The sequence below is a fragment of the Halococcus hamelinensis 100A6 genome, from assembly GCF_000336675.1.
GTDB classification, from domain to species: Archaea; Halobacteriota; Halobacteria; order Halobacteriales; family Halococcaceae; genus Halococcus; species Halococcus hamelinensis.
This window is the reverse complement of the sequence record NZ_AOMB01000005.1, coordinates 221,980-233,807: the sequence shown is the minus strand read 5'-3', so window position 1 is coordinate 233,807 and position 11,828 is coordinate 221,980. Positions and strand designations below refer to the sequence as shown.

Below are 11,828 nucleotides of genomic sequence, written 5' to 3'. Positions count from 1 at the left end.
GGTGATCCCCGAGGCGGGCCACTCCTCGAACCTCGAAAATTCCGAGGCGGTCAACGAGGCGCTTCGGGCGTTCCTGAACGACGTCTACTGAGAGGCGGGTTCAGTCGTCGGCGATCACGGGCTGGCGAACCGGCCGGTCCGTCGGCTCCCCGTCGATGTCGTAGGGGTACTCGCCGGTGATACAGCCCATACAGAGGTCGTCTCGCTCGGTGTCGAGCGCGTCGGCGATCGCCCCCGGCGAGAGGTACGCGAGGCTGTCGGCGTCGATCGTCTCCCGCACTTCCTCGACCGTCCGGTCGGCCGCGATGAGCTCCTCGCGGGTCGCCATGTCGATCCCCATGTAGCACGGCGCGGTGATAGCGGGCGAGCCGATCCGGAGGTGGACCTCCGATGCGCCCACGTCCCGGAGGAGTTCGACGAGCTGGGTCGAGGTCGTCCCCCGAACGATCGAGTCGTCGATCAGCGTCACCGTCTTGTCCTCGACCGTGGACGTGATCGGGTTGAGCTTCAGCCGAACCGCGCGTTCGCGCTCGTCCTGGGTCGGCATGATGAACGTCCGGCCGACGTACCGGTTCTTCATCAGCCCCTCCGCGAACTCGACGCTGCCCTCGTTCTCGTTCGCGGCCTCGGCGTAGCCGGAGGCGAACGCCCGGCCCGAGTCGGGTACCGGCATCACCACGTCGGTGTCGATGCCGTTCTCGGCCCAGAGCTTCCGCCCGAGCTCGCGCCGGACCTCGTAGACGAGCTTCCCGTCGATCGTCGAGTCGGGTCGGGCGAAGTAGACGTGTTCGAAGAAGCAGTGGGCGGTGTGGTCGAGGGTCGTGAGGCGATAGGTGCTATACCCCGACCCGTCCGGGTCGAGCACCACCAGTTCGCCGGGCCTGACATCGCGTATGAGTTCCCCGTCGAGCGCGTCGATCGCGGCGCTCTCGGAGGCGAGCACGTAGCCGTCCTCCAACTCGCCGAGACAGAGCGGCCGGTTGCCCTGCGGGTCGCGGAGGCCGAGCACCCGGTCGTCGTGCATCACGGTCAGCGAGTAGGAACCGTGGATCTTGCCCATGGTTCGCTCGACGGCCTCCACGAGCCCGGAATCGAGGAGGTTTCGCGCGAGGTCGTGGGCGATGACCTCGGTGTCGCCGTCGGAAGTAAAGGCGTGGCCGAGGCCGGCGAGTTCGTCGCGGAGCGCGCCCGCGTTCACGAGGTTGCCGTTGTGTGAGAGACCGAGTGAACCGCTCTTGAACGAGACCGAGAAGGGCTGGGCACAGGAGCTATCGACGCTGCCCGCGGTCGGGTAGCGAACGTGGCCGATGCCGTTGGAACCGTTGAGGCTCGCGATGTCGGCGGGGTCGAAGGCGTCGCCCACGAGCCCCATCTCGACGTGGGAGTGCTGTTGAAAACCGTCGTGGGTGATGATCCCCGCCGACTCCTGGCCGCGGTGCTGGAGGGCGTAGAGGGCGTAGTAAAGCGGGCGCGCGGCGGCTCGGTCGGCGAGCGAGACGCCGACGACGCCGCACTTCTCGTGCATCTACTCGCCGGCCTTCTCCTGCCACGCGTAGTCGCGTCGTTTGGCGGATTTCCCGAACCCGCACGACGCGCAGACCTTCTTGGTCTTGTGGTAGGAGGCCTCGCCGCACCGCCGGCACTTCACGTGCACCGTCTTGTTCTTCTTCCCCTGACTCGGTGTTCCTGAGCCCGTCATGGTGTTATCGACACGACGTTGTCGCCCCGGATAATCGTTGTGCTCTCGACCGTCTCGGTCGCTGCGTCGTTCGCAGGGTCCTCCTCCGCGGGGTCGAGCACCACGTTCATGTGCTGGTCGTAGCCGCCGAGCTCGCCGGCGTAGGCCGCGCCGTCCTTCAGCCGGACGGTGACGCGGTCACCGAGCGTCGCCTCCAGCACGTCGAGGGGTCGTCCACTCATGCCCCCCACTCGCCGGGTTCGCTTCTTAAACGTACCGACCGTTCTCGACCGTTTCGGGCCGAAGTGGAGGGAGGGTGTTCCCCGACCCCCTCCCAAATCCGGCCGCGGTGGCGCGCGCTCGCGGTCGTGGGCGAACGGACGTGAGCGTGCGACCGCGGACTCTGTGCGAGGTCTGCGCGAGCAGCGCGAGCGCAGGCTCGTCGGAGCGAAGCTCCGACGGTGGATGAGCACCGGAGTGAGCGAGCGGAGCGAGTGAGCGAGGAGCGCAGTCGGCTGGGGAGGTGTGTGGCGCGTTGCTGAGCAGTGGCGGTGCTGTGCGGTCGCTCATTTGCATCGGGATTCGCCGTCGACGAATCTGTAGATCGCTCGCAATAGTGAACCTGTGATTCTCTCAGATCTCGACGGCGAAATCCTCGTCCCCGCTCACCGACCCCACGAACGCGCCGAGCAGGTCGACGACGGAATCGAGGTCGTCGGTGTCGATAACCTCCACGGGTGTGTGCATGTAGCGGTTCGGGATCCCGAGGTTGAGCGAGGGGATGCCGCCGCGCTGGGTGAAGATGGCGTCGGCGTCGGTACCCGTTCGGGAGCCGGTCGCCTGCAGTTGAACATCGATCTCGCCCTCGTCGGCGGCCGTGCGGAGCCGTTCGACCAGCACCGGATGATTCGCCCCGCCGCGGGCGATGACGGGACCCGCACCGAGCTCGACGCCGTTGCTTCGATTGCCGGGCGTCGCGGGTTCGTCGGTGGCGTGGGTGACGTCCATCACGATGGCCGCGTCGGGCGCGAGGTCGAAGCCGACCATCTTCGCGCCCTGGAGGCCGACCTCCTCCTGGACGGTGCTCACGGCGTAGACGGTCGCCTCGACGTCGGCCTCGCAGGCCCGTCGAAGCCCCTCGGCGGCGGCCCAGGTCCCGACGCGGTTGTCCATCCCGCGGGCGGCGAGCCGGCTTCCCTGGAGCGCTTCGAGGGTCGTCGCGACCGTCAGCGGGTCGCCGATGGCGACGAGGTCGCGGGCCGCTTCCTCGGTCTCGACCCCGATATCGACGTGGAGGTCCTCGATGTCGGCGGTCTCGTGTTCGTCGCGGAGGTGGATGGCGGCCTGGCCGATGACGCCCGCGAGCGGGCCGTCGTCCGTGTGGATGGTGACGTGCTGGCCGCGCGAGACGGTCTTGTCCGCGCCGCCGATGGAGCCCAATCGGAGGAACCCCTCGCCGTCGATGTCCCGAACCACGTAGCCGATCTCGTCGGCGTGGCCGGTGAGCGCGACCGTCGGGGCGTCCGAGTCGCCTTCGTGGACGGCGACGGCGTTGCCGTAGTCGTCGGTGGAGACCTCGTCGGCGAACTCGGTGACGTAATCGAGCCAGACGCGCTGACCGCGGGTTTCGAAGCCGGACGGGGTCGGGGTTTCGAGCAGGTCGTCGAGGAACGTCCGCTGGGTCTCGTTCACCCGTCGTCTACCGGGTCGGCGGGTATGAACACCTCGAAACCGGTCGGCGCGAATGCCTCGGAATCCGATATCGCGTACGCAAGCCCAAAACGGATAAGACGGTAGCCCACAGATCGCCGTTATGGCAGACAAACTGACGCTGGTCGAACTCCATCTCCACGCCGACAACAACGAGTTCGAGAGCGAACTCGAACTCAACTCCGACGTCGGCGAGGTGCTCCGCGATCGGCTCGGCTTCGGGAAATCCGAGGAGGACGCGCTCCCGTTCGGCAGCGACGAGACGGACTCGGCGACCGCCGACGGTGGCGACACGCTCCAGATCGACGAGGACGAGGAAAGCGAGACGGAGAGCGAAACCGAGACCGAGACCGGCAGCGCGGTGGTCGAGATCGACTCCGACACCGAGGTCGAGGACGAACCCGACTACGACGATGTCGAAACGGACAGCGGTCGCGGCATCGGCGGTACGCTCTTGCTCCTGTTCGTCGTCGGCCTCCTCGCGCTGGCCGCGTGGTGGTATCTCGGCGACGACGACGTCGAGAACGAGTTCGAGGAGCTGTAGGGCGAAACGCTTTGGTTCGTCGGGGCCTCGATCGAGCGTGAACCTCTACGACAGCGTGCGGGCGGTCGCCGAGGCCTCCGGCGAGGGCCTGATCGACTGGAACGCCGTCACCCGAGCGGCGCGCTCGGCCGTCGACCCCGGTGACCTCTCGCTTTCGGCAGCGACCCGTTCCGGCTACGCGCGCGACGTGCGCGACGCCAGAACCCGGATCCAGGAGGTCTCGGCCGTCGAGTTCGACCTCCCGGACGTGGTGGAAGTCCAGAACCGCCACCACTGGGTCGACGCCAACATCGCGACGTTCGAGCGCGTGATGGGCACCCTCGAAACCGAAACCCGGGGCTTCGCGCCGGATCTGGGATTCGCGCGCGTTCTCAACACCGGCTCGATGACGGTCGCGCTCTCCTTCCTCGCGAACAACGTCCTCGGCCAGTACGACCCGCTCCTGCTCGCCGACGCCCCCGCTGAGGACCACGCGCTCTACTTCGTCCACCCCAACATCGTCCGGGTCGCCGACGAACTCGACGTCTCCGAGGAGCGCTTTCGCCGGTGGATCGCCTTCCACGAGGTGACCCACGCCGCCGAGTTCGGGGCCGCACCGTGGCTCTCGGGCCACCTCGAGGACCGGATGGAGCGCAGCGTCGCGGCGCTCGGCGAGGGCAGCATCGACCGCGAGGCCTTTCGGGAAGTGAACGCCGCGATGACCGCGGTCGAGGGCTACGCCGAACTCCTGATGGACCGGGCGTTCGACGACGAGTACGAGGACCTCCGGCGGAAAGTCGAGGCCCGCCGGGGCGGCAAGGGGCCGGTCTCACAGCTCGTGCGCCGACTCCTCGGGATGGGAATGAAACGCCGGCAGTACGAGCGCGGGAAGGCCTTCTTCGAGGACGTCGTGGACGCGCGCGGGCTCGAAGCGGCGAGCGTCGTCTGGGAGCGACCCGAGAACCTGCCGACGGACGCCGAACTCGACGCGCCCGGGAAGTGGCTCGCGCGAGTGGCCTAATCCCGGAAGGCGAATCCCTGTGGGAAGGCGAACAACACGAGGAGTACCCCTACTACTAGCCCGACCAGCACCGCGAGCGCGACCACGGGGAGTGTGGGATCGCCCTGAAACGTGATGAGGCCGGCCGAGGCTCCGACGAGGAGCACGAACCCGATCTTGAGGCGACGGGAGACGCTGAGGCGCTCCTCGCGCGAGACGGGCCCGACCATCACGCCTCACCGGGTAGACTGACGTGCATCCCGACGAATCGCCAGTCGGTGTCCGCGTCGGTGGCGTCGGGATCGTGGACGAGGGTGCCGCTCCAGCGGGTCTCGTGGTCGTGGCGCTCGCCCTCGTCGTCGGTCCACGCCATTCGAACCCGATCTGAGAACCACGCGACGTCGTCGTGTTCGGTGACGCGGAGGGTGTGGCTCTCGACGGTCCACTCGCGGGTGGTGCGGGTCTGTTCGCGGAGTCCCTCCCCGATCTCCTCGCCGACGAGGCGTTCGCCGATGCCGAACTTGACGTTCGACTCGTCGAGGTCGAAGAAGGGCGGGAGCGGGTCGCCGGTACGGAGGGCGTCGTAGTAGGCTTCGATGGTGGTTTCGGCGGTCATCTGGGGGGATCGAGGGGCCGCGGGTTACTGAAATCCGCGGTTGGTCTCGTCGGCGTCCACGAGGTCGTCGAGTTCGGTGTTGAGGAGGCGTTCGGCCTCCTCGAAGGTCCCCGAGAGCTCGTCGAGTCCGTCGGGCCGCCCGTAGGAATCGTGTTCCATCGGGCCGTAGGCGGGGCTGTCGAGCGCGCCCATCACGTCCTCGAAGAGGTCACCGGGGGTCGTCGGCGCGTCGGAGTGGGCTTCGAGCACGCTTTCGAGGTCGCGAGCGGCCTCGGTCGCCTCGTTCTCGTCGGTCATCGGGGACTGGACGCCGAAGCGGCCCGCGTCTTCGTCGGGGAAGAGTGAGTCGAGGTCGTCGTCGATCCGGCGGGCCACGCGGGTGCCGACGCCGCGGACCTCGAAGGGGTTCTTGGCGTAGGTCTTGAGCTGGTAGACCCCCGCCGAGGGGTGGCCGAGGTACATGTCCTCGCCGATACCGGAAGCCCGATTTCCCGCGACCGCGCGCCAGCCACCCGCGTCCGCACCCGATTCCGTGATATCCGAGAGGATATCCTGCCAGTCGCGAACGTTCATGTGTGACATACCACCGGCCCGACTATCAACCCACCGTTCCGCTCGATCTCGGGTCTTCGGGTCGGCCGAGTAGCGGCACGGTGGCGGCGGTGCGGCGGCGGCCACCGCGGTGCGGCCGGCGGTCGCGGGGCGGTGGCGGGTGCGGGGCGGCCAGCGGAGCAGTCCTGGCGGATGAAGGGCGAGGCGCGCGGCTCACGGGTCACTTCGTTCCCCGTTCGTATCGAGGCGCGTCGCTTCGCTCGCGCCTCGCAGCCGAGGGCTTCGGCGGAAGCGGTTGCGGTGTGGGGTGGTCGCGGGGTCGTAGGGGTTGTACCGCGAGCGACCGGAGGGAGCGAGCGGGCCGACGACTGACCGGAGGGAAGGAGGAGGCTTTTGATCCACATTTTGCCAGGGAGGCCGCTTCGCGGCCGACCGCAGCAAAAGGTGGGGACGTGAAAGGTGGGCGTTCGAGAGGTGGGGGCAGGTTACCCGAAGTTCTCGACCTTCGCGTCGTCGGGGTCGCCGCCGGCGGCCGCGAGCGCCTCGGTGGCGACGTCGAGGAAGTCGGCGAAACCGTAGACGAACGCCTGGGCGTCGGGGGTGGTTTCGAGCGCGTCCGCGACGGCATCGGAGAGGTCGGTTTCGGGGTCGAGCACCGCGACGAACGCGCCCGACTCGCGGAGCGCGTCGAGGCGCTCGCGGTGGGCGGGGTCGTCGTCGCGATAGACGACGCTCGCCGCGCCGCCGTCGTGGAGTGCGCGTTCGGCGACCCCGACGGCGGGGCCCACGCCCGGACCGCCGGCGAGCACGGTGATGGACGATTCCCCCTCGTAGTGGGCGCTGCCGAACGGTCCCGCGACCTCGATCTCCTCGCCCGGTTCGAGGCTCGCGAGTCGGGGGCCGAGGTCGCCGTCGGGGTCGATCCCGACCGTGACCTCGAAGGTCTCGGCGACCTCGGGCGAGGAGAGGGTGTAAAAGCGCGACTCCGACTTCCCGTCGACGTCGAGCGTGAGTTTGACGAACTGGCCCGGTTGGGCGTCGAACCCGGCGGGCGTCGAGAGGTCGAGCGCGACGGTGTCCGGGCCGACGTCGCGAACCCCCTCGACGGTCGTCGGTGTTGGTTCCATGGCTGGTCTCGGTGGGTTTCGGCCAAAGGGACTTCGGTCAGTGTTCCGAAGCCTTTTCCTCCGCAGATGGCGTACGCGGTTCAAGCACATGCCAGACGATCTAAACTGGGCCATCGGCGGGGAAGCCGGCGACGGGATCAACTCCACCGGCAAGATCTTCGCCCAAGCGCTCTCGCGCGCGGGCCGACACGTCTTCACCTCGAAGGACTTCGCCTCGCGCATCCGGGGGGGCTATACGGCCTACAAGGTCCGGAGCTCGACCGCGCAGGTCGAGAGCGTCGTCGACCGGCTCGACATCCTGATCGCGCTGACCCAGCGCACGGTCGAGGAGAACATGGACGAACTCCACGAGGGCTCGATCATCATCTACGACGGCGAGCGCACGATGATGGAGGACTTCGAGGCCCCCGAGGGGATGATCGACCTCCCCGTGCCGCTGAAATCGCTCGCCGAGGACGCCGGCGGCGCGATCATGCAGAACATCGTGGCGCTCGGGGCCGCGTGCGAGGTGGCGAACTTCCCGATCGAGAACCTCGACGAGGCGCTCGAAAAGCGCTTCGGCAACAAGGGCCAGTCGATCGTCGAGAACAACAAGGAGGCCGCTCGGCTCGGTGAGGAACACGTCCAGGAGGAGTACGACCGCGACGACTTCGGCTACGACGTCGAGACCACCGACAGCGACTACGTCCTCCTGAACGGCGACGAGGCCATCGGCATGGGTGCGATCGCCGCTGGCTGTCGATTCTACTCGGGCTATCCCATCACGCCCGCGACGGACGTGATGGAGTACCTCAAGGGCAAGATCGAACGCTACGGCGGCCACGTGATGCAGGCCGAGGACGAGCTCTCGGCGATCAACATGGCGCTCGGCGCGGCGCGGGCCGGCGCGCGTTCGATGACCGCTACTTCGGGACCGGGGATCGACCTGATGGCCGAGACCTTCGGCCTCGTCGCGACCAGCGAGACCCCGCTCGTGATCTGTGACGTGATGCGCTCGGGTCCCTCGACCGGGATGCCGACCAAACAGGAACAGGGCGACCTCGACATGCTGCTCTATGGCGGCCACGGCGAGATCCCCCGGTTCGTGGTCTCGGCGACCACGGTCGCCGAGTGTTTCCACAAAACCGTGGAAGCGTTCAACCTCGCGGAGAAGTACCAGACGCCGGTGTACCTGGTCGCGGACCTGGCGCTCTCGGTCACCGAACAGACCTACGAGCCGGAGGAGTTCGACATGGACGCGGTCGAGGTCGACCGCGGGAAACTCGTCGAGGAGAGCGACATCGACACGTGGCTCAACGACAAGGACCAGTTCCAGCCACACTTCCCCGCCGCCGACGGCGTCAGTCCCCGCACCCTCCCCGGAACCTCGGGCGGTGCGCACATGACGACCGGGCTCGAACACGACGAACTCGGTCGGCGGACCGAGGACACCGACGTCCGTATCGAGCAGGTCGACAAGCGAAACCAGAAGGTTCGGACCGCTCAGGAGGAAGAGGAGTGGGACTACCGCGAGTTCGGGGACGAGGACGCCGACACCCTCGTGGTCTCGTGGGGCTCGAACGAGGGCGCGATGCGCGAGGCGATCGGTTTCCTCGAAGAGGCCGACGTCTCCGTTCGGTTCCTCTCGGTGCCCTACCTCTTCCCGCGGCCCGACCTCTCCGAGGAGTTCGAGGAGGCAGAAGAGGTCATCGTGGTCGAGTGTAACGCGACCGGTCAGTTCGCGGACGTGCTCGAACACGACACCCTTACCCGCGTCAAACGCATCAACAAGTACAACGGCGTGCAGTTCAAGGCCGACGAACTCGCCGAGCGGATCACCGAGAAACTCGACACGCCACAGGAGGTCCCCACATGAGCTCAGACGTTAGATTCACGGATTTCAAATCCGACAAGCAGCCGACGTGGTGTCCCGGATGCGGCGACTTCGGGACGATGAACGGCATGATGAAAGCCCTCGCGAACACCGGCAACGACCCCGACAACACCTTCGTGGTCGCCGGTATCGGCTGTTCGGGCAAGATTGGCACCTACATGCACAGCTACGCGCTCCACGGTGTCCACGGCCGTGCCCTGCCGGTGGGCATCGGCGTCAAGAGCGCGAACCCCGACCTCGAAGTCATGGTCTCGGGCGGCGACGGCGACGGCTACTCCATCGGCGCGGGCCACTTCGTCCACGCGGTTCGCCGCAACATGGACATGACCTACGTCGTGATGGACAACCGGATCTACGGCCTCACGAAGGGCCAGTTCTCGCCGACCAGCCGCGAGGACTTCGAGACGGCGACCTCGCCCGACGGGCCGAAACAGGAGCCGGTCAACCCGAAGGCGCTCGCGATGGCCGCCGGCGGGAGCTTCGTCGCCCAGTCGTTCTCCTCGGACGCCCAGCGCCACGCCGAACTCGTCCAGCAGGCGATCGAACACGACGGCTTCGGCTACGTCAACGTCTACAGCCCGTGCGTGACGTTCAACGACGTCGACACCTACGACTACTTCCGGGACACGATCGTCGACCTCGACGAGACCGACCACGACTCGAACGACAGGGACGCGGCCCTGGAGAAGATCAGCGACGACGACACCGAGTACATGGGCGTGCTCTACCAGGACGACGAGTCGGTGCCCTACAACGAGCGCCACGACCTCGACTCCAACATGGCCGACATCCCCGACGGCGCACCCGAGGACGCGACGGACCTCGTTCGCGAGTTCTACTAGAAACCCACTTTTTTACTTCGTCCCCATTCGTTCGCTGCGCTCACTCAGGGTCCTCGCAAAAACCTGGACTAAAAACTGCCGCTCGCTCCCTGCGGTCGCTCGCGGTACAATCACTAACAGCTCCGCACAGCACCGCTCCCGCAACCGCACCGCCGAAGCCCTCGGCGCGCTCGCTTCGCTCACGGGTCACTTCGTTCCCCGTTCGCATCCGAGGTTCTCCCTTCGGTCGAACCTCGCGCCGCTCGCGGTGCTCGTTTCACTCGCACTCCCGCCTCGCCCTTCATCCGCCAGGACCGCTCCGCTGGCTGCGACGGCCACCGCCCCGCGACCGCACCGCCGGCTGCCCGGGCGGCCGTTCGTCACTCAGTCGGCGATCCAGTCGGCGAAGCTGTGGTCGCCGATCAGGGTCTCGGACTGGCGCTGGATGTACGCGCGCTGCATCCCGTGGACGGCGTCCGCGAAGCCCTCGCCGTCGTCGAGACGGGTCCGAACCTGGTCGCGTTTCCAGTCCGCCGGGGTCACTCGGTGGCGGGCGCGCTGGCGGAGCGGCCAGAGGTACTTCGCCGTCTCGCTCTCGGAGAGACCGCGGGATTCGAGGCCGTCCTTCGCGTGGGCGAAGAGGTCCGAGTAGATCTCCTCGTAGTCCCGGGTCTCGCGGCCGTCGTTGGTGATCCAGACGAGGTCGGCGTCGAGCCCGTGGTAGACCGCCTCGTAGAAGTTCTCGTGGGCGTCCTGCCAGTCGAGGCTCGCGACGGGGTGCTCGCGCCGGGTGAGGCTTTCGAGGAGGCCCGCGAAGGCCGCCTGGAACGCGATGGCATCCCTGACCGTCGGCTGGCCCGCGATGGGGCGGAACTCGATCCGGGCGTTCGCGGCCGATTCGGTCGCGCCGTCGAAGACGGGGCGCACCCAGCGCCAGTAGGTGCCGTGTTTCACCCGGAAGGTCGAGAACGCGTCGTCGAATCGGTTGGTCTCCTCGACCGGCATCGAGACCACGGTGTCGTCGTTGGCGATCCGCTCGGCGGCCTGCTCGGCCGAATCGAGGTCGTGGGGGAAGCGCACCTTCCCGGTACCTCCGTCGGGGTTGAGGACGGCCTCGAAGACGTGGACTCGATTGCTCATCCAGCCGTCGTCCAGGATGCGGTCGGCGGGGGTGTCGTCGTAGAGGTCCGGCGGGAAGAACGGGGAGTTGACGCCGAGCGCGAGCAGCGGCCCCGCGAGCCGGAGCGCGTAGGCGAAGTACTCGGGGAGGTCGGCGGCGTGTGAGACCTGGTAGTGGGGCTGGATCGAGGTGATCAGGCTCTCGGGCATCACGGTGTCGGCCGAGAGCGAGACGTGGGGCGCGTCGAGGCGCATCCCCGCGGTGTCGGCTCCTTCGGTGTTCGCCATCGCGTGATAGCGAACGGATTCGCTCATGTTCGAGGCGATCCGGATCCCGTCGTCGGCGACGCTGCTGGTGAGGTACTCGTTCGCGGGTTCGCCCTCCGGGGGGATGGTCCACATCCCGTCGCTCACCAGCCGGAGGTCGGAACTCGCCACGGCGTCGAGCGCGGTCTGGAGGCGGGCGTTGACCTCGGCCTCCTGGGCCTGGAGCCCGTAGTCGTTGAACGGTTGAGGGCTGGTACACATCTCGGCGTTGTGGAGGCCGAGCTCCTTCTCGAAGCCGATGTACTCGAGGAGCCGACGTGGGACCCGCGCGAGCGCGCTCGTCCCGCGGTTCACCCCGTAGAACTCGTACTCCAGCCCGATCATCGCCTGTGGGTTGTCGAACGTGCCCGCATCGAGTTCGCGTTTGACGACCGCGGCCTCCTCGGCGGCGCGGGCGTTGAACTCATCGACGTCGACGGTGAGCACGTCCGTGACCCGCCCCGCGAGGTCTGACCTCGACATACCCCGCAGTGAGCGAGCGA

13 protein-coding genes are annotated in these 11,828 nt (G+C 67.7%); 4 read left to right on the top strand and 9 right to left on the bottom strand.

Annotation, left to right across the window (positions count from 1 at the left end; all coding sequences use genetic code 11):
* Positions 1 to 100 precede the first annotated feature (100 nt).
* The 4 genes from purF to C447_RS02025 form a co-directional block, all read right to left on the bottom strand.
* Positions 101 to 1,525: an amidophosphoribosyltransferase gene (purF, locus tag C447_RS02040; RefSeq protein ID WP_007690377.1), complete on the bottom strand. Its 1,425-nt coding sequence runs from the start codon at positions 1,523 to 1,525 to the stop codon at positions 101 to 103.
* Positions 1,526 to 1,699 (bottom strand): 50S ribosomal protein L37e, encoded by a 174-nt coding sequence (locus tag C447_RS02035; protein ID WP_005044428.1) that lies wholly within the window; start codon positions 1,697 to 1,699, stop codon positions 1,526 to 1,528.
* Positions 1,696 to 1,920, bottom strand: coding sequence for an LSM domain-containing protein (locus tag C447_RS02030; protein WP_007690375.1), 225 nt, complete (start codon positions 1,918 to 1,920; stop codon positions 1,696 to 1,698). Before C447_RS02030 ends, C447_RS02035 begins: the two co-directional genes overlap by 4 nt.
* Positions 1,921 to 2,311: 391 nt before the next feature.
* Complete coding sequence (locus tag C447_RS02025; protein WP_007690373.1) at positions 2,312 to 3,370, bottom strand: zinc-binding metallopeptidase family protein; 1,059 nt, start codon at positions 3,368 to 3,370, stop codon at positions 2,312 to 2,314.
* Positions 3,371 to 3,491: 121 nt separating this feature from the next.
* Between C447_RS02025 and C447_RS02020 the strand changes: the two genes are divergently transcribed.
* Entirely contained in the window at positions 3,492 to 3,932 is a 441-nt protein-coding gene (locus C447_RS02020; protein WP_007690371.1) for a hypothetical protein, read from the top strand.
* Between the two features lie 37 nt (positions 3,933 to 3,969).
* Positions 3,970 to 4,932, top strand: a complete 963-nt coding sequence (locus tag C447_RS02015) for a zinc-dependent metalloprotease (protein WP_007690369.1) — start codon at positions 3,970 to 3,972, stop codon at positions 4,930 to 4,932.
* Here the strand turns inward: C447_RS02015 and C447_RS02010 are convergent.
* The 4 genes from C447_RS02010 to C447_RS01995 all read right to left on the bottom strand — a co-directional run bounded on the left by C447_RS02010 (position 4,929) and on the right by C447_RS01995 (position 7,206).
* Positions 4,929 to 5,141, bottom strand: coding sequence for a hypothetical protein (locus C447_RS02010; protein WP_007690367.1), 213 nt, complete (start codon positions 5,139 to 5,141; stop codon positions 4,929 to 4,931). The two genes, C447_RS02015 and C447_RS02010, sit on opposite strands and share 4 nt — an antisense overlap.
* Positions 5,141 to 5,527, bottom strand: coding sequence for a nuclear transport factor 2 family protein (locus C447_RS02005; RefSeq protein ID WP_007690366.1), 387 nt, complete (start codon positions 5,525 to 5,527; stop codon positions 5,141 to 5,143). The genes C447_RS02010 and C447_RS02005 overlap by 1 nt, the downstream gene beginning before the upstream one ends.
* A gap of 24 nt (positions 5,528 to 5,551) precedes the next feature.
* A complete protein-coding gene (locus tag C447_RS02000) occupies positions 5,552 to 6,100 on the bottom strand; it encodes a hypothetical protein (protein WP_007690363.1) in 549 nt (182 codons plus the stop codon).
* Between the two features lie 464 nt (positions 6,101 to 6,564).
* The gene (locus C447_RS01995; protein WP_007690361.1) at positions 6,565 to 7,206 is read right to left on the bottom strand and encodes an FAD-dependent oxidoreductase; all 642 of its coding nucleotides are present in this window, start codon (positions 7,204 to 7,206) and stop codon (positions 6,565 to 6,567) included.
* An 88-nt stretch (positions 7,207 to 7,294) separates the two neighbouring features.
* Here C447_RS01995 and C447_RS01990 point away from each other — a divergent pair, with 88 nt between their 5' ends.
* Complete coding sequence (locus C447_RS01990) at positions 7,295 to 9,061, top strand: 2-oxoacid:acceptor oxidoreductase subunit alpha (RefSeq protein WP_007690359.1); 1,767 nt, start codon at positions 7,295 to 7,297, stop codon at positions 9,059 to 9,061.
* Positions 9,058 to 9,921, top strand: a complete 864-nt coding sequence (locus C447_RS01985; RefSeq protein ID WP_007690357.1) for a 2-oxoacid:ferredoxin oxidoreductase subunit beta — start codon at positions 9,058 to 9,060, stop codon at positions 9,919 to 9,921. Before C447_RS01990 ends, C447_RS01985 begins: the two co-directional genes overlap by 4 nt.
* A gap of 363 nt (positions 9,922 to 10,284) precedes the next feature.
* On the opposite strand, the gene C447_RS01980 is transcribed toward C447_RS01985, so the two are convergent.
* Positions 10,285 to 11,808, bottom strand: coding sequence for a hypothetical protein (locus C447_RS01980; protein WP_007690355.1), 1,524 nt, complete (start codon positions 11,806 to 11,808; stop codon positions 10,285 to 10,287).
* Positions 11,809 to 11,828 lie beyond the last annotated feature (20 nt).